This is a genomic window from Mesorhizobium sp. P160219, from assembly GCF_057786095.1.
This window is the reverse complement of sequence record NZ_JBYNWG010000001.1, coordinates 5,467,083-5,484,649: the sequence shown is the minus strand read 5'-3', so window position 1 is coordinate 5,484,649 and position 17,567 is coordinate 5,467,083. Positions and strand designations below refer to the sequence as shown.

The 17,567-nt window shown below is 63.5% G+C and carries 16 protein-coding genes; 12 read left to right on the top strand and 4 right to left on the bottom strand.

The window, feature by feature from the left end:
• Positions 1 to 30: 30 nt before the first annotated feature.
• Positions 31 to 1,683, top strand: a complete 1,653-nt coding sequence (locus AC3EMP_RS26575) for an FAD-binding dehydrogenase (protein WP_023691361.1) — start codon at positions 31 to 33, stop codon at positions 1,681 to 1,683.
• 239 nt (positions 1,684 to 1,922) lie between these two features.
• Here the strand turns inward: AC3EMP_RS26575 and dgoD are convergent, their stop codons facing one another.
• Both dgoD and AC3EMP_RS26565 read right to left on the bottom strand, forming a co-directional pair.
• On the bottom strand, positions 1,923 to 3,071 hold the full coding sequence (dgoD, locus tag AC3EMP_RS26570) for a galactonate dehydratase (RefSeq protein ID WP_023668116.1): 1,149 nt from the start codon (positions 3,069 to 3,071) through the stop codon (positions 1,923 to 1,925).
• 7 nt (positions 3,072 to 3,078) lie between these two features.
• Positions 3,079 to 3,768, bottom strand: coding sequence for a FadR/GntR family transcriptional regulator (locus AC3EMP_RS26565; RefSeq protein WP_245259915.1), 690 nt, complete (start codon positions 3,766 to 3,768; stop codon positions 3,079 to 3,081).
• Positions 3,769 to 4,013: 245 nt separating this feature from the next.
• Here AC3EMP_RS26565 and AC3EMP_RS26560 point away from each other — a divergent pair, with 245 nt between their 5' ends.
• The 4 genes from AC3EMP_RS26560 to AC3EMP_RS26545 all read left to right on the top strand — a co-directional run bounded on the left by AC3EMP_RS26560 (position 4,014) and on the right by AC3EMP_RS26545 (position 8,351).
• Positions 4,014 to 5,003, top strand: a complete 990-nt coding sequence (locus AC3EMP_RS26560) for an arabinose ABC transporter substrate-binding protein (protein WP_023668118.1) — start codon at positions 4,014 to 4,016, stop codon at positions 5,001 to 5,003.
• Between the two features lie 70 nt (positions 5,004 to 5,073).
• Positions 5,074 to 6,585: an L-arabinose ABC transporter ATP-binding protein AraG gene (gene araG, locus AC3EMP_RS26555; protein ID WP_352710852.1), complete on the top strand. Its 1,512-nt coding sequence runs from the start codon at positions 5,074 to 5,076 to the stop codon at positions 6,583 to 6,585.
• Between the two features lie 11 nt (positions 6,586 to 6,596).
• Positions 6,597 to 7,547 (top strand): L-arabinose ABC transporter permease AraH, encoded by a 951-nt coding sequence (gene araH, locus AC3EMP_RS26550; protein WP_023804890.1) that lies wholly within the window; start codon positions 6,597 to 6,599, stop codon positions 7,545 to 7,547.
• A gap of 24 nt (positions 7,548 to 7,571) precedes the next feature.
• On the top strand, positions 7,572 to 8,351 hold the full coding sequence (locus tag AC3EMP_RS26545; protein WP_023804891.1) for an SDR family oxidoreductase: 780 nt from the start codon (positions 7,572 to 7,574) through the stop codon (positions 8,349 to 8,351).
• A 62-nt stretch (positions 8,352 to 8,413) separates the two neighbouring features.
• Here the strand turns inward: AC3EMP_RS26545 and AC3EMP_RS26540 are convergent, their stop codons facing one another.
• Entirely contained in the window at positions 8,414 to 9,361 is a 948-nt protein-coding gene (locus tag AC3EMP_RS26540) for a GlxA family transcriptional regulator (protein WP_023685300.1), read from the bottom strand.
• 86 nt (positions 9,362 to 9,447) lie between these two features.
• On the opposite strand from AC3EMP_RS26540, the gene AC3EMP_RS26535 reads away from it, so the two are divergent.
• From AC3EMP_RS26535 to AC3EMP_RS26505, 7 genes are all read left to right on the top strand, one after another.
• A complete protein-coding gene (locus tag AC3EMP_RS26535; protein ID WP_023691357.1) occupies positions 9,448 to 10,155 on the top strand; it encodes a DJ-1/PfpI family protein in 708 nt (235 codons plus the stop codon).
• Between the two features lie 121 nt (positions 10,156 to 10,276).
• Positions 10,277 to 11,011, top strand: a complete 735-nt coding sequence (locus AC3EMP_RS26530; protein ID WP_023691356.1) for a FadR/GntR family transcriptional regulator — start codon at positions 10,277 to 10,279, stop codon at positions 11,009 to 11,011.
• Positions 11,008 to 12,204 carry a PLP-dependent transferase gene (locus AC3EMP_RS26525; protein ID WP_352597090.1) on the top strand — a complete coding sequence of 399 codons (1,197 nt, stop codon included), beginning with the start codon at positions 11,008 to 11,010 and terminating at the stop codon, positions 12,202 to 12,204. Before AC3EMP_RS26530 ends, AC3EMP_RS26525 begins: the two co-directional genes overlap by 4 nt.
• Before the next feature lie 26 nt (positions 12,205 to 12,230).
• On the top strand, positions 12,231 to 13,508 hold the full coding sequence (locus AC3EMP_RS26520) for an ABC transporter substrate-binding protein (protein ID WP_023685297.1): 1,278 nt from the start codon (positions 12,231 to 12,233) through the stop codon (positions 13,506 to 13,508).
• A gap of 230 nt (positions 13,509 to 13,738) precedes the next feature.
• A complete protein-coding gene (locus tag AC3EMP_RS26515) occupies positions 13,739 to 14,662 on the top strand; it encodes a carbohydrate ABC transporter permease (protein ID WP_023685296.1) in 924 nt (307 codons plus the stop codon).
• Positions 14,662 to 15,510 (top strand): carbohydrate ABC transporter permease, encoded by an 849-nt coding sequence (locus AC3EMP_RS26510; protein WP_023691354.1) that lies wholly within the window; start codon positions 14,662 to 14,664, stop codon positions 15,508 to 15,510. Before AC3EMP_RS26515 ends, AC3EMP_RS26510 begins: the two co-directional genes overlap by 1 nt.
• A 3-nt stretch (positions 15,511 to 15,513) precedes the next feature.
• Positions 15,514 to 16,581 carry an ABC transporter ATP-binding protein gene (locus AC3EMP_RS26505; RefSeq protein WP_023691353.1) on the top strand — a complete coding sequence of 356 codons (1,068 nt, stop codon included), beginning with the start codon at positions 15,514 to 15,516 and terminating at the stop codon, positions 16,579 to 16,581.
• A gap of 2 nt (positions 16,582 to 16,583) precedes the next feature.
• Here the strand turns inward: AC3EMP_RS26505 and AC3EMP_RS26500 are convergent, their stop codons facing one another.
• Entirely contained in the window at positions 16,584 to 17,426 is an 843-nt protein-coding gene (locus AC3EMP_RS26500) for an AraC family ligand binding domain-containing protein (protein WP_081725414.1), read from the bottom strand.
• Positions 17,427 to 17,567: the final 141 nt, after the last annotated feature.

Below are 17,567 nucleotides of genomic sequence, written 5' to 3'. Positions count from 1 at the left end.
AAAACAAAAGCCGGCACAGGAGCTACGACAATGGCTGACGCGGACGCAATCATCGTTGGCGGCGGGCTGGCCGGCCTGGCCGCAGCCGCGGAACTCGGCGATGCCGGAAAGCGCGTGATCATCGTCGAGCAAGAGGGTGGCGGTTTTCTCGGCGGCCAGGCATTCTGGTCGCTCGGCGGCCTGTTTTTGGTCAACACGCCCGAGCAGCGCCGCCTGCGCATCAAGGACAGCCGCGACCTCGCCTGGCAGGATTGGCTGGGTTCTGCCCAGTTCGACCGGCCCGAGGACCATTGGCCAAGGAAAGTGGCGGAAGCCTATGTCGATTTCGCCGCCGGCGAGATGCGGCCGTGGCTCTACGCCATGGGCATGCGCTGGTGGCCGGTGGTCGGCTGGGCCGAGCGCGGCGGCGCGCTGGCCAATGGCCACGGCAATTCAGTGCCGCGCTTCCACCTGACATGGGGCACTGGGCCGGGCGTGGTCGCGCCGTTCGAAAGGCGCGTGCGCGAGCACGTCGCCAAAGGGCTGATCACTTTGAAATTCCGTCATCAGGTCAGCCGGCTGATCAAGACCAACGGCGCGGTCACCGGCGTCGCGGGCGAAATCCTGGAGGCATCCGATGTCGAGCGCGGCAAGCAGTCGAGCCGCACGGCCGTCGGCGATTTCGACCTTTCGGCCGGTGTCGTGATCGTCACCTCCGGCGGCATCGGCGGCAATCATGAGTTGGTTCGCAAGGTCTGGCCGGTCCGGCGGCTGGGGCCAGCGCCGAAGCGTATGGTTGCCGGCGTGCCGCACCATGTCGACGGCCGCATGGTGGCGATCACCCAGGACGCCGGCGGGGCCGTCATCAACGCCGACCGCATGTGGCACTATGTCGAGGGGATCAAGAACTGGAATCCGATCTGGCCGAACCACGGCATCCGCATCCTGTCGGCGCCGTCGCCGCTATGGTTCGATGCTCTGGGACAACGCATGGAGGCGCCGTTCTTCCCGAGCTTCGATTCGCTCGGCACCTTGAAGCGTATCCTGTCGACGGGACACGATTATTCCTGGTTCGTGCTGAGCAAGACGATCGCTTCGAAGGAGTTCGTGCTGTCGGGTTCGGAGCAAAACCTAGACTTTACGGCCAAGGATTGGCGGGCCGTGCTGAAGAACCGGCGCGGCGGCAAGGCGCCACCATCGGTGGCAGCGTTCCTGGAAAAGGGCGAGGACTTCGTCGTCCGCGACAACCTGGCCGACTTGGTCGCCGGCATGAACGCGCTGTCGGGCGACAATCTGCTCGACTACGACCGGCTCAAGGCGCAGATCGTGGCGCGCGATCGCGAGGTCGACCATGCCTATACCAAGGATGCGCAGGTCACAGCCGTCCGCGGCGCCCGCAACTACATTGGCGACAAGATCTTCCGGGTGACCAAGCCGCACAAGATACTCGATCCCAGGCACGGGCCGCTGATCGCGGTGCGCCTCAACATCCTGACGCGCAAAACGCTTGGCGGCCTGCACACCAATCTCAATTCGCAGGTTCTCGACGGCAATGGCGAACCCATTGCCGGGCTCTATGCGGCAGGCGAGGTGGCCGGCGGCGGTGGCGGCGGCTATCACGGCTACAATGCGCTGGAAGGGACATTTCTCGGCAGCTGCATCTTCTCCGGCAGGAACGCAGGCCGGCACGCCGCGGGCAGGTGACGCGGCTGGCGGGCCAAGAAAAGGTCGATGAGAACAGGACATCCGCCATGTTCCATGGATAGCGACTGCTTTCGATCGCTTGCGGCAACCCAGGCGGTCAGCGAGTTGCGGCTTGCCGGCGCCGACGGTTCCCATGCGCTGGTGCTCGGCGCTGCGGCCCATCAGAGGCCTGCGTTACGCTGGCGCCACCGCGAAATCGAACCCGAGGTCCTGAAGGCCTGGCCGCAAGGTCGGCCGAGCTACCACTCGGCGAAGGAGCCGTCCTTGTGACGCCAGACCGGGTTGCGCCAGCGGTGGCCTTCCTTGGCGCGTTCCTTGACGTAGTCCTCGTCGATTTCGACGCCGAGGCCGGGACCATCGGGGATTGCGACATAGCCATCCTCGTAGCGGAAGACGTCCTTGTTGGCGGCATAGTCGAGCAAATCGTTTGCGGCGTTGTAGTGGATGCCGAGGCTCTGTTCCTGGATGAAGCAGTTGTAGCTGACGGCATCGAGCTGCAGGCAGGCGGCAAGCGCGATCGGCCCGAGCGGGCAGTGTGGCGCCACCGCAATGTCATAGGCCTCGGCCATCGCCGCGATCTTGCGGCATTCGGTGATGCCGCCGGCATGCGACAGGTCCGGCTGGATGATATCGACGGCGCCTTGCTCGAACACCGACTTGAAATCCCAGCGGCTGTAAAGACGCTCGCCGAGCGCGATCGGCGTCGAGCCCAGCGCTGCGATCTCCTTCAGCGCCTCGCGGTTTTCGCTGAGCACCGGCTCCTCGATGAACATCAGCCGGTAGGGTTCGAGCTCCTTGACCAGCATGCGCGCCATCGGCCGATGCACGCGGCCGTGGAAATCGACGGCGATGCCAATGTTGGACCCAACGGCCTCGCGCACCATGGCGACTCGTTCGACAGCCGCATCTATTCTGTCATGGCTGTCGACGATCTGCAGTTCCTCGGTGCCATTCATCTTCAGCGCCTGAAAACCGCGCGAAACCACTTCCCTGGCGCCCGCAGCCACTTCCGCCGGCCGGTCGCCGCCGATCCAGGAATAGACCTTGATGCTGTCGCGCAGCTTGCCGCCGAGCAGTTCGTGCACAGGCACGCCGAGCGCCTTGCCCTTGATGTCCCACAGCGCCTGGTCGATGCCGGCAATGGCGCTCATCAGGATCGGCCCGCCGCGGTAGAAGCCGCCGCGATGCATCACCGTCCAATGGTCCTCGATCAGGCGCGGGTCCTTGCCGATCAGATAATCGCCAAGTTCCTTGACCGCTGCCTCGACCGTCAGCGCACGGCCTTCGACCACAGGCTCGCCCCAGCCGGTGACGCCGGCATCAGTCTCGATCTTCAGAAACAGCCAGCGCGGCGGGACGATGTAGGTGGTGAGCGAGATGATTTTCATGCTGGTCTCAGTTGTTCTTGAGTTTCTTGGCGCTGACCAGGTCGCGCGCCGCAAGGTCGAGGATCCGGCCTGCCGCCGCACGCGCCGCCGCGGCATCGCGCATGCGCAGCGCCTCGACCACCTCACGGTGCGCCGCCACCGCTTCCATGCGCCGGGCGAGCGAAATGGTCGCCGTTGCTTCGAGCGAGAATTTCAGCCCGGTGTCGATCAGATTGCCGATCTGGCGGAAGATCGGGTTGTGGCTCGCGGCATAGACGATCTGGTGGAAGGTGATGTCCGAGCGCGAGAAGGCGGCGAGATCCTCGCCGGCATTGGCCATGCCGCGCCATGCGGCTTCGAGATCGGCGATCTCCTGCAGCGTCGCACGAGTCGCCGCCAGTTCAGCTACCAGAGGTTCGATGGCGCGGCGCGTTTCGAGGATGGCGTCGAACAATTTGTCGTCCAGCGCATGCGGCGCGTGCCAGGCCAGCACCTGCGGGTCGATGATGTTCCAGTTGTCCTGTTCACATACAACCGTGCCGATGCGCGGTCGCGACAGCACCAGCCCCTTGGCGGCCAGCACCTTCAGCGCCTCGCGGATGACGGTGCGGCTGACGCCATATTCGACGCCGAGTTCGTTTTCGGTCGGCAGGGACGAGCCGGCGGGATAGCGTCCGGAAAAGATGTCTGAGGCAAGCGCCTTGGTCACATCGGGCATGACGCGCGGGCGGCGGGTGTCGCCTGATGCCTTCTTCGAAGTTTCGGTCACCTCAGCCCTCCTCCAAGGCGGCGAAACCACTGATCTCACGTCCCCGGCCTTACCGGATGCGGATGATTTGCGCCAACGATCCCTGGTCAGAGCATGTAGCTCAATTATCATACCAGATCAATTGACGAGTATGATAAAAAGAATTAGAGACTCTGCATCCGGGCTGAGCGCCCGGCCATCGCTGGGAGGTAATCATGCGACTTCTGAAGACCGCGCTCGTCGCGGGCGCCCTTGCCGTGCTGTCCGTCACGACCATCGCTGCATATGCTCAGGACACCAAGATAGGTTTTATCGTCAAACAGCCCGAGGAGCCGTGGTTCCAGGACGAATGGAAGTTCGCCGACCAGGCCGCCAAGGAGAAGGGTTTTACCCTGGTCAAGATCGGCGCCGAGGACGGTGAGAAGCTGATGTCGGCGATCGACAATCTCGGCGCGCAGGGCGCGCAAGGCTTCATCGTCTGCACGCCTGATGTGAAGCTCGGCCCCGGCATCGTCGCCAAGGCCGCCGCCAACAATCTCAAGCTGATGACGGTTGATGACCGTCTGGTCGGCGCAGACGGGAAGGCGCTGGAAGACGTGCCGCATATGGGCATTTCGGCGACCAAGATCGGCGAGGCCGTCGGCCAGGCGATCGTCGACGAAATGAAGGCGCGCGGCTGGAAGGCCGACGAGGTCGGCGCCATCCGCGTCTCCTATGATCAGTTGCCGACCGCCGTCGACCGGGTCGAAGGCGCCATTTCGGTGCTGAAGGCCAACGGCTTCAAGGCCGAAAACATCTTTGACGCGCCGCAGGCCAAGACCGATACCGAGGCTGCGCTCAATGCGGCGACGGTGGTACTCAACGCCCATGCCGACATCAAGAAGTGGGTCTCCTTCGGCCTCAACGACGAAGCCGTTCTCGGCGCCGTGCGCGCTTCCGAAAGCGTCGGCATCCCGGCCGAAAACGTGATCGGCGTCGGCATTGGCGGCGCGGATTCGGCGATCAACGAGTTCAAGAAGCCGACCGCCACCGGCTTCGTCGGCACGGTGATCATCTCGCCGAAGCGTCACGGCTACGAGACTGCGCTCAACATGTATGACTGGGTCGCCAACAACAAGGAACCCGAGAAGCTCATCCTGACCGCCGGTGCGCTGGCCAAGCGCGACGACTACCAGACGGTCCGCAAGGGTCTCGGCATCGAATAATCCTCCCTGTACAAACAGGCGGCGGCTCACAGTCGCCGCCTGTTTGGCATGGCAAAAGGATAGGCGCCCCATGTCCTTTCTCGACTTCTCGGAAATCACCAAGACCTATCCGGGCGTCAAGGCGCTGTCGGACGTCTCGTTCGGCGTCGACAAGGGCGCCGTGCACGGCCTGATGGGCGAGAACGGCGCCGGCAAATCCACGCTGATCAAGATCCTGTCCGGCGACCAGCATGCCGATGACGGCGAGATCCTCATCGACGGCAAGATGCAAGCCTATGCAACGACGCGAGATGCCTTCGACAATGGCGTCATCGTCATCCACCAGGAACTGCAGCTGGTTCCCGAGCTCACTGTTGCCGAAAACCTCAGCCTCGGCCGCTTCCCCGCCAACGCCGGCATCATCGCCCGTGCCAGGATGCTGGACGATGTTGGCGCCAAGCTGAAATCAGCCGGCATCGACATCGATATCAGCCGCAAGGTCAAGACGCTGTCGATCGGCGAGCGCCAGATGGTCGAGATCGCCAAGGCGATCATGCTCGACGCGCGCGTCATCGCTCTGGACGAGCCGACCTCGTCATTGTCGTCGCGCGAAAGCGAAATCCTGTTTGCCCTGATCGACCGCCTGCGCGGCGAGGGCAAGGTCATCATCTATGTCTCGCACCGGCTGGACGAAGTGTTCCGCCTCTGCGACAGCCTGACCGTGCTGCGCGACGGCAAGCTCGCGGCGCACCATGCGTCGCTGAAAAACGTCACACGCGACCAGGTCGTCGCCGAAATGGTCGGCCGCGAAATCTCCGATATCTGGGGGTTTCGCCCACGCCCGGCCGGCGATGTCCGGCTGAAGGTCGACGCTGTTTGCGGAGTAAAACTGACGACGCCCGCCAGCTTCGAGGCGAGGGCGGGCGAGATCGTCGGCTTCTTCGGCCTGATCGGCGCGGGGCGCTCGGAACTGATGCGGCTGGTGTTCGGCGCCGACCCGCGCTCAGGTGGCACCATTACCGTTGATGGCAAGGTCGTGCATGCCACCGATCCGCATGACGCGATCCGCGCCGGGATCGTTTTGTGCTCGGAAGACCGCAAGCATGACGGCATCATCCAGGGCCGCTCGATCGAGGAGAACATCAACATCTCGTCGCGGCGTCATCACACACGCTTCGGAATCTTGAACCGCGCTAGCGAGATCGCCACCGCCGAGACCTTCATCAAGAAGCTCAAGGTGCGCACGCCGTCGCGCAAGCAGGACATCATCAACCTCTCCGGTGGCAACCAGCAGAAGGTCATTCTCGGCCGCTGGCTGTCGGAGCAGGGCGTGCGCGTGCTTATCGTCGACGAGCCGACACGCGGTATCGATGTCGGCGCCAAAGCGGAAATCTACGAACTGCTCTACCAGCTTGCCGAAGACGGCATGGCGATCGTCGTCGTCTCGTCCGAACTGCCGGAAGTGATGGGCATTTGCGACCGCATCATGGTGATGTGCGGCGGGCGCATCAGCGCCGAACTCGCGCGCGACCAGTTCGCCGAAAAAGCGATCCTGGCCGCCGCTCTTCCCGATCAGAAAACCCCCGACGCGATCGCATCCTGAGGATCTTTGCCATGACCGATCAGTTGAAGAAGATCCTGCTCGGCGAACAGGGCCTCGTCGTGATCTTCATCGTCGCCTTCGCGCTAGTGTCGCTGCTGGTGCCAAATTTTCTGACCGACCGCAACATGCTCGGCCTGCTGCAATCGGTGGTCACCGTCGGCATCGTCGCTTGCACGATGATGTTCTGCCTCGCCGCGCGCGACTTCGACCTCTCGGTCGGTTCGATCGTTGCTTTCGCCGGCATGGTCGCGGTGATGGCGTCGAACTATACCGGATCGATCATCCTCGGGCTTCTTGCGGCAATCGCCTGCGGCGCCTTCGTCGGCTTCATCAACGGCGTCGTCATCGCCAAGTTCCGCATCAACGCGCTGATCACGACGCTTGCTACCATGCAGATCGTGCGCGGCCTTGCGCTGATCGCATCCGATGGCCGCGCCGTCGGCATCAACAGCCCGGATTTCTACCAACTGGCGCTGTCGAAGCTGTTCGGCATTCCGACGCCGGTCTGGGTCATGGCCGTGCTGTTCTGCATCTTCGGTTTTGTCCTCAATCGTACCGTCTTCGGCAAGAACACGCTGGCCATCGGCGGTAACCCGGAGGCTTCGCGCCTGGCCGGCGTCAATGTCGACTGGACGCGCATCTGGATCTTTGCGCTGCAAGGCGTGGTTTGCGGCATCGCCGGCATCCTTTTGGCCTCGCGCATCACGTCGGGCCAGCCCAATGCGGCGGTGGGGCTTGAACTCTCGGTCATCTCGGCCTGCGTGCTCGGCGGCGTCTCGCTTGCCGGCGGCCGCGCCACCATGTCGGGCGTCATCGTCGGGGTGCTGATCATGGGCATCGCCGAAAACGCCATGAACCTGCTCAACATCCCGGCGTTCTACCAATACATTGTGCGCGGCGTGATCCTGCTGCTTGCCGTTTTGCTCGACAATCTGCGTTCGTCGGCACTGGGCCGGCGCTGACCATCTTCCAGTGGAGTGACAGCCATGGGTGAGCGCCTGTCCGGCAAACGCATCTTCCTCACCGGCGCCGCGCAAGGCATTGGGCTTGCCATCGCTGAAGCTTGCCTCGCCGAAGGGGCAAGGCTGTTCCTGGTCGATCGCGACGGCGCGCTGCTGGACAAAGCGGTCGCCGGCCTAGCAGCGCCGCAGGGCCATGTCGGGCATGTCTCAGCCGACATCAGCGACGGTGCCGCGATTGCCGCAGCCGTCGGTCAAGCGACCGACGCGATCGGGCCGATCAACGCGCTGATCAACAATGCCGGCATGAATGTGTTCTCGACGCCGCTCGAGGCGACCGAGGAGGAGTGGAACCGCAATTTCGACGTCAACGTCAAGGGCGCCTGGAACTGCGCCAAGGCGGTGCTGCCGGCAATGATCGCAAATGGCGGTGGCGCCATCCTTAACATCGCCTCGACGCACAGCTTCACCATCATCCCTCATACCTTCCCCTATCCCGTGGCCAAGCACGCGCTGCTTGGGCTGACCAAATCGCTGGCGCTGGAATATGCCGGGCAGGGCGTGCGCGTGAACGCCCTGGCGCCCGGCTATGTCGAGACACAGAAGGCGACCGACTATTGGAACAGTTTTGCCGACCCGGCGGCCGCGCGCGCCAGGACGCTGGCGCTGCATCCAGGCGGCCGCATCGCCTCGGCGCGCGAGATCGCGCTGGCCGCTGTGTTCATGATTTCTGAGGAATGCCCGTTCATGAACGCCGCGACCCTCGTTGTCGATGGCGGGCTCAGCCAGCTACAGCATCCCGCCTGAATGCTAGAGAGGCTCTATTTCTACGGCATCGACCGCCGGCCTAATGGAGCAAGCAGTCGCGATCAGAAACGCTCGCGATAGGCGCGCGGATTGGTGCCCAGCACGCGCAGAAAGCCGCGCCGCATGGTTTCTTCCGAGCCGAAACCGCAGCGGCGGGCCGTCTGGTTGACGGGCTGGCCCCGCTCCAGCATCCGCCGCGCCGCCTCGATCCGGATCTCCTCGATCGCGCGGGCAGGTGTCCGGCCGGTGGCCTCGCGATAGCGCCGCGAGAAGCTGCGCGGGCTCATATTGGCGTGGTCGGCCAACTGCGTGAGCGACAGGTCACCGGCCAGATTTTCGAGGATCCAGCCATGCAGCCGGTCGAAGCGCCCGTCGCCTTGCTGCAGCTTGAGGGTCTGGCTGAATTGCGCCTGGCCACCGGGACGTTTCAGGAAGACCACCAATTCGCGCGCCACGCCGAGCGCCGTGTGCCGGCCAAGGTCGGCCTCGACGAGGGAGAGGGCGAGATCGATCCCCGCCGTTACGCCGGCGGATGTCCAGACATTGCCGTCGCGGATGAAGATCGGATCGGGTTCGAGCCGGACCGCGGGAAAGCGCCGGGCGAACTCCGCGCAGCGTCCCCAATGGGTCACCGCGCGGCGGCCGTCGAGCAGGCCAGCCGTCGCCAGCAGCATGGCGCCGCTGCAGACGGAAGCGGTTCGGGTGGCATCGCGCGAGCGACCGGCGATCCACTGGACCAGCACGGGATCGTCGCAGGCCGCGTTGACGCCCCATCCTCCGGGGACAAGCAGCGTGTCGATCTTACCTCCGTGGGTTGGCAGCACTGCTGCCTCCAGCACGAGACCGGCCGATGTCCGGATGCGCGGTGAGGCGGCGACGACCACGACCTCGTAAGGAGCCGGTTCGCCGGCCTGCCTTTTGAAATCATTGGCGCTGGCAAAGACCTGCAGCGGTCCGCTGACGTCGAGGAGCTGGATGTCGGGATAGGCAAGTACTTCGATACGGCGCATTGGTTTGGCCCGAAGCGAGGGATGAATGGCAATCGTGCCAAACCATGATGCCGTAGATTGCCGGAAGTCAACCCACGGAGATTTCCATGCCCCTTCGTTTCGGCATCCTCGTATTCCCCGACGTCCAACAACTCGACCTCACCGGCCCATACGAAGTCCTGGCATCGGCCAAGGATGCCGAGGTGGAACTGATCTGGAAGGATCGCAACCCGGTGACGTCATCGACGCGCCTCTCGCTGACGCCAACCGCGACCTTTGACGATTGCCGGCCCCTCGACGTGCTGTGCATTCCTGGCGGGGGCGGGGTCAACGCGCTGCTGGAGGACCAGACAGTCCTCGATTTCGTGTGGGAGCGCGCGGGGCAGGTGCGCTACATCACCTCCGTTTGCAGCGGTGCCCTGGTGCTTGGGGCGGCCGGACTGCTGAGGGGCAAGCGCGCGACCACGCACTGGTATGCGCATGATTTCCTTGAGGAGTTCGGAGCGATCCCGGTCGACGAGCGTATCGTCGAAGACGGCAAGCTCATCACCGCCGGCGGCGTCACTTCGGGGATCGACTTCGGCCTGGCGCTGGTTGCGAGGCTGCTTGGACAGGAGGAGGCCGAGATCGTGCAGCTCTCGCTCGAATACGCCCCGGCTCCTCCCTTTCGGTCCGGCACGCCCGCCGAGGCGTCGCCTGCGGTGCTGGCGCAGGCAAAAAAGCGCCTCTCTGGTTCGAGGCGGGTTCGCGAGGCAATCTTCGCTCGCTGGCGCGAGGCTCGCGCCGCCGCTGCGCCGGCGCGCATCCACGGCTGAAGCAGCAAGGCCGAAGGTGCATCCCCTGGCCCTTCGGCCTTGCTGCGTTTCCACTGTTGACAGGTCCCTTCGTCTGTGCAGAAATTGGTTGGACCATTGAACCACTTCGGTAATAGCCCCGGTGACCCAATTCAGCCTTCCGCCGATCCAGACGACGGCCCGCGACGACGCGGTGCTGAAGGCGTTGGCCGGCTTCGTCATGCGCGAGAAGCTGGAACCCGGTGAGAGGCTGCCGACCGAACGCATCCTCGCTGAGCGTCTGAAGGTCAGCCGCAATACGGTGCGCGAGGCGCTGACGCGCTGGGAAGGGCTTGGCCTGGTCGAGCGCCGGCAGGGCTCGGGCACCTATCTCAAGGCCGCCGTCTCGCTCGACATGCTGCACATGCCGCTGACGCTTGCCGGCGGCAATGATTTCACCGGCCTGATGCGCACGCTGGAAATCCGCCGCGCGCTGGAAGCGGAAGCCGCCGCCCTTTGCGCCATTCGTGCCGACAGGGACGACCTCGCCGAGATCGAGCGCAAGCTCGACATCATGGAGGAAGAGTTTCTCAGCCGCGCCGGCATGTCGTCGGAAGAGGACTGGGAATTCCATCAGGCGATCTACCGCGCCTGCGGCAATCCGCTGTTCGAGCAGATTATCGCCGCCATGCACGAACTGTTCCACCGCTTCTGGGAACATCCGCTCGGCGTGCGCGATTTCGGCCACGCAAGCTTTCCCTACCACCGCACCATGTTCGACTGCATCGCCGCGCACGATCCGGAAGGCGCCCGGGCCGAAGCGCTGAAGCTGATCGCCACGGTCGAGGACGATTTGAAGCGCGGCGCCGCCAACCTCAAACTTTCGGTCCGCACATGAACGAGCACAGCTTCGACCCAGGCATTTCCGGCAGCGACTATCTTGCCGAGGCGGCGACGCTTCTGGCGCATGACGACCCGTTCCCCGGCAATGCGGTGGTGCCGCCGATCTACCAGACCTCGCTGTTCACCTTCGCCAGCTATGCCGACATGGCCGACACCTTTGCCGGGCGCAGGAAACAGCCGATCTATTCGCGCGGCGACAATCCGACGGTGATGGAATTCGAGTCGCGCGTCGCAGCGCTTGAAGGTGCTGAAGCCGCACGTGGTTTTTCGAGCGGCATGGCTGCGATCAGCGCGACGTTGCTGGCTTTCGTCGGCGCAGGCGAACGCATCCTTGCGGTGCGCAATTGCTATGGCGACGCCTACCGACTGTTCGAGCGGCTGTTTCCGCGCCTGCATATCAAGGTCGACTATGTCGACGGCTCCGATCCGGATGCGGTGGCCGCGGCACTTCCCGGTGCGAAACTGCTCTACCTGGAAAGCCCGACCTCGATGATGTTCGAGCTGCAGGATCTCGAACATCTGACGCGGCTGGCGAAAGAGCAGGGCATCGTCACCACAATCGACAATTCCTGGGCGACGCCGGTGTTCCAGAAGCCGATCCTGCACGGCGTCGATCTGGTGCTGCACTCGGCCTCGAAATATCTCGGCGGCCACAGCGATACCGTCGCCGGTGTGGTGGCGGGCTCGGCCGCCCATATCAAGCACATCAACGACCAGACCTACTCGCAGCTTGGCGCAAAGCTGTCGCCCTTCGAGGGCTGGCTGCTGTTGCGCGGCCTGCGCACGCTGCCGCTGAGACTGCCGCATCACATGAAGAGCGGGCTCATCATCGCCGAGCGCTTGAAGGCGCATGACAAGGTCGAGCGGGTCAGTCATCCCGCCTATTCCAACCATCCCGGCAAGAAGACGCTTGCCGGCTATGCCGGGCTGTTCTCCTTCGAGGTGACGGAGGATGTCGACATTCCCGCTTTCGTCGATGCGCTGAAATTCTTCCGCATCGGCGTCAGCTGGGGCGGTCATGAAAGCCTCGTCGTGCCGGCAAAGGCCTCGCTCGAGCAGACACCGGGTCTCAATTCGATGGCGCGCTTCGGCGTCAGCCCCCGAACCATCCGCTTCAATGTCGGATTGGAAAGCGTCGAAGACCTCTGGGCCGACATCGGCCAGGCCTTCGACAAAGCAAAAAAATGACTGGGTTCAAAATGGGAGTTCTGAACATGAAACGACTGAGCATCATGCTTGCCACCGCTGCCGGCCTGGCGATGTCCGCCAGCGGCGCATTGGCCGACACCACCCTCAAGCTGGTCGAGGTCATCACCAGCCCGCAGCGCACCGAATTCCTGAAGAAGCAGATCGCCGAGTTCGAGGCCGCCAATGCCGGCGTCAAGGTCGAGGTGGTCTCGCTGCCCTGGGGGCAGGCCTTCGAGAAATTCCTCACCATGGTGCAGGCCGGCGATACGCCCGACATCGTCGAGATGCCGGAGCGCTGGATGGGCCTGTACGCCACCAACGGCCAGCTCGAGGATCTCGGCCCTTACATGGCCAAATGGGACGACGCCAAGACGCTGGGCGACCGCGCCAAGCAATTCGGCTCGACCGTCAACAACACCCAGTTCATGATCCCGTACGGCTACTATGTCAATGCGCTGTTCTGGAACAAGAAGCTGTTCAAGGAGGCCGGTCTCGACGGCCCGCCGGCGACGCTCGACGACTTCATCGCCGACTCCAAGAAGATCTCCGCCATTCCGGGCAAGTACGGCTACTGCCTGCGCGGTGGCCCGGGCGCCTTCAACGGCATGCACATGTTCATGAACATCGCCGCTGGCAAGGGCGGCTACTTCAACGAGGACGGCACCTCGACCATCAACGAGGAGGGCTCGGTCAAGGGCCTGCAGATGCTGGCCGACATGTACAAGGACGGGCTGGCGCCCAAGGATGCGGTGAGCTGGGGCTTCAACGAAACCGTCACCGGCTTCTATTCCGGCACCTGCGCGATGCTCAACCAGGATCCGGATGCGCTGATCGGCATTGCCGACAAAATGAGCGCCGACGATTTTGCCGTGGCGCCGCTGCCGGTCGGACCGAGCGGCAAATCCTACCCGACGCTGGGCTATGCCGGCTGGGCGATGTTTGCCAACTCGCAGCACAAGGACGATGCCTGGAAGCTGATGGCGACGCTGTTGTCCCCCAAGGACAATCTGGAATGGGCCAAGGAAGTCGGCGTCGTGCCGATCCACAATGGCGCCGACCAGGATGCCCACTTCAAGACCGAGCAGTTCAAGGGCTGGTTCACCGAACTCAGCGACACTTCCAAATATGAAATGGTGACGCCGCCGACACATCTGGAGAACCTCGGCAATTTCGTCGACCAGGTGGCGATCAAGAATTTCCAGGAAGTGCTGCTCGGCCAGAAGTCGGCCAAGGACGTCGCCGATCAATGGGCCGCGTTCCTGACCAAGGAGCAGCAGGACTGGCTGGCCAAGAACAAGAAGTAGTTCTTCTTCCTTCTCCCGTTTACGGGGAGAAGGTGGCCCGAATGCATGTCGCCCAAAAGTGCGTAGCGGTTTTGGGACAACGACATGCACAGACAGGCCCGGATGAGGGGCAGCGCGAGCACCCCAAGGCTGGCGCCGCCCCTCATCTGCCTGCCGGCATCTTCTCCCCGTGAACGGGGAGAAGGGTGCTGTTGCCGCTGTCGGCACCCACCCATGACTGTTGAGCGCTAATGACCTATGCCGTGTCCGAAATACGATCCGCAGGCCGGCCGCGAAAGAAGCGGCTGACGCATGCGGCCATCGAGCCCTGGCTTTATCTCAGCCCGGCGATCGTTCTGCTGGTCGTGGTGCTGCTGGTGCCGCTGATCATCGGCATCAGCTATTCGTTCCGGAAGTTCTCCGCCTTCAAATCCGAATATGTCGGTCTAGGCCAGTACCAGGCGATGCTGACCGACCAGGTGCTGGGGCAGGCGCTGGTCAACACGCTCTGGTGGACCGTCGCCAGCCTGTTCTTCCAGTTCTTCCTCGGCCTGGGTCTGGCGTTGCTGCTCGACAAACCGTTTGTCGGGCGCAAGTTCGTGCAGGCGGTGGTGTTCCTGCCCTGGGCGGTGCCATCTTTCCTGTCGGGCCTGACCTGGGCGTGGCTGTTCAATCCGATCATCGGACCACTGCCGCATTGGCTCTTCACGCTCGGGCTGAAGGCCGAGCCGACCAATGTGCTGTCCGATCCGGCGACCGCCATGTGGGGGCCGATCATCGCCAACATCTGGTTCGGCATTCCGTTCTTCGCCATCACGCTGCTGGCGGCGCTGAAGTCGATCCCGTCGGAACTGCATGAGGCGGCCGCAATCGACGGCGCTTCGCCTTGGCAGCGCTTCACCAAGGTGACGCTGCCGTTCCTGGCGCCGACCATCGTCATCACCGTCATGCTGCGTACGATCTGGATCGCGACCTTCGCCGATCTGATCTTCGTCATGACCGAGGGCGGGCCGGCCGGCTCGACCAGCACGGTGCCGGTCTACATCTATGTCAGCGCCTTCAAGTCGCTGGACAAGGGCTATGCCTCCGCGGTGGCGGTGCTGCTACTGGTACTGCTCATCGCCTATGCGATCGCGCTGATCGCCATCCGCCGGTTGCTGGTGAGGCACGTCTGATGATTGCCGGACGCTCTACCTCCTCGCGCATCTTCAGCGGCGTCGGCCTCTACGCGGCGATTGCCGCCTATATGATCTTCGCCCTGTTCCCGATCTTCTGGACGCTGAAGATTTCGGTGACGCCGGAGCGGCTGCTCTATTCCGAGGGCATCACGCTGTGGCCGTCGCAGACGACCTTCCGCAACTTCATCACTGTCCTGGAAGCCTCTGACTTCCCCCGCTATTTCCTCAACAGCGTTATCGTCTCGGTGTCGACGGCGGCCCTGGTGACAGTCATCGCCACGCTCGCCGGCTACGCCATGTCGCGCTTCACCTTTCGCGGCAAGGCGACACTGGCGATCATGCTTTTGCTCACGCAAACCTTTCCGCTGGTGATGGTCATTCCGCCGATCTACCGCGTCATGGGCGAGCTTGGCCTGACCAACAGCCTGGTCGGTCTGATCATCATCTACACGGCCTTCAACACCGCCTTCGCCACCTTCCTGATGCAGTCCTTCTTCGACGGCATTCCGAAGGATCTGGAGGAAGCGGCGATGATCGACGGCTGCACGCGGGCGCAGGCGATGCGCAAGGTGATCGTGCCGCTGACCTTGCCCGGCATGGGCGCCACGCTTGGCTTCGTCTTCACCGCCGCCTGGAGCGAATTGCTGTTCGCGCTGATGCTCATTTCCAGCGACGACCAGAAGACGTTTGCCGTCGGCCTGCTCACCTATATCGGCAAGTTCGCCGTCGACTGGGGGCAGATGATGGCGGCGTCGATCCTGGCGCTGATCCCGGTCTGCATCTTCTTCGCCTTCCTGCAACGCTATCTCGTCACCGGCCTCACCGCCGGCGCGGTCAAAGGATAATCGATGGCTTCCGTCACGCTGCAAAACGTCGAGAAGGACTACGGTTCGCTGCGCATCCTGCACGGCGTCGACCTCGAGATCGCCGATGGCGAGTTCGTCGTGCTGGTCGGCCCGTCCGGCTGTGGCAAGTCGACCCTTTTGCGCATGATTGCCGGGCTGGAGGAGGTGTCGGGCGGCGAGATCCACATCGGCGATCGGCTGGTCAACGATGTCGCGCCGAAGGACCGCGATATTGCCATGGTGTTCCAGTCCTACGCGCTCTATCCGCACATGGATGTGTCGTCGAATATGGGCTTCAGCCTGCTGTTGAAGAAGGCGGAGAAGACGAGGATCGACGGCAGGGTAGGGGCGGCAGCAAAGCGGCTCGGCCTCGACAGTTTCCTCGGACGTCTGCCCAGGCAACTGTCCGGCGGCCAACGCCAGCGCGTCGCCATGGGCCGGGCCATCGTGCGTGATCCCAAAGTGTTCCTGTTCGACGAACCGCTCAGCAATCTCGACGCCAAATTGCGCGTGCATATGCGCGCCGAGATCAAGGCGCTGCACCAGCAGCTCAAGACCACATCAGTCTATGTCACCCACGACCAGATCGAAGCCATGACTATGGCCGACCGCATCGTCGTCATGCATGACGGTTACGTCCAGCAGGTCGGCCATCCGCTCGAACTCTACGATCGGCCGATCAACACCTTCGTCGCCGGCTTCATCGGCTCGCCCGGCATGAACTTTTTTCCGGCGACAGTGGCCAAGGGCGGCAAGGTGGACGCGGTGCTGGCCGACGGCCAGAAGCTGAGATTGCCTGATGGCTTGCCATTGAAGGATGGCGATGTGCTCACCGTCGGGCTACGGCCGGAGCACATCCAGCTTGCCGACGATGGTCCGCTCAGGGCAGAGGTCGAGGTGGTCGAGCCGCTCGGCCTGTCGACGCAGTTCTATGTCCGGCTCGCCAACCAGCTGGTTTGTGTCTTCGTCATGGGACGCAGCACTATCCGGCCTGGCGATAAGGTGCGGCTGTCTGCCGATCCGGCGGCGCTGCATCTGTTCGATCCCGCAAGCGGCAACCGCATCGGGTAATCCTATCGAAGGCTGCCCAGGCTGGCATACATGCCGGTGGTGCGGAACTGCGTCGGGTTGATGCCGTAGAGCCGGCGGAAGACTTTCGAGAAATAGTTGGCGTCCTCGAAGCCGCACAGGATGGCGACCTCCTTGACCGGCAGGAAATCGGCTTTGGTTAGCAGCTTCGCCGCCCGCTGCAGCCGCTGCTGCAGCACGAACTCGGCCGGCGGAACGCCTTCGCTCTCGGCGAAGCAGCGCGAGAAATGGGCGCGGCTGAGGCCGCTGATCTGGACGAGCTCGGCCACGGGCAAGGGCTTGTCGAGATTGGCGTTGATATGATCGATGACCGGCTGCATGACGCTCTGTTTCTCAGTGAAGGCGTGCGAGCCGAAGACATCGTCGTAAAGCGCCATCGCCGCCTCATAGGCGATTGCCGAAGCAGCGCCAGGCGAAGCGCCGCCCTTGATCAGGCGCAGGCTGCAATCGGCGAGATGATCGATCGTCTCCGGCTGCAGCCGAAACACCGGGCCGGAGACGCTGAGTATGGATTTGTGGACGCGCAGCGCCTCCTCGCCATTCATCGAGATCCAGAAATATTCCCAGCGGTCGCCCTTCTCCAGCCAGTAGCGATGGTTGTGTGGCACCAGCACCAGCAGCGTGTCGTTGGCCTGCAGGCGGTAGTTGCGGTTCTCGTAGCGCAGCTGGCCGGTGCCGCTGATCGTGTGCTGCAGCACGGTGAACGGCGTCTGGCCGCGCTTGCGCCCATCCCAGTCGTAAGTCACGCCCTCGCGTACTTCATAGCCGGTGCTGGTCGGCATGGCATGCAGGCGCTGGCGGCCGCGCGGCAGCGAAATGGTGCGCATCAACTGTCCGTTGGCGATCAGATCATGCAGCACAAAATTACCCTCGAAAGCATAATCGTTCTCTGGCCGCGCCCTGGAATAACGGCATAATCCAAATCCTGAGAACGCGAAAGACCCGCGGTCGAGGAGCGGGCGGGGAGG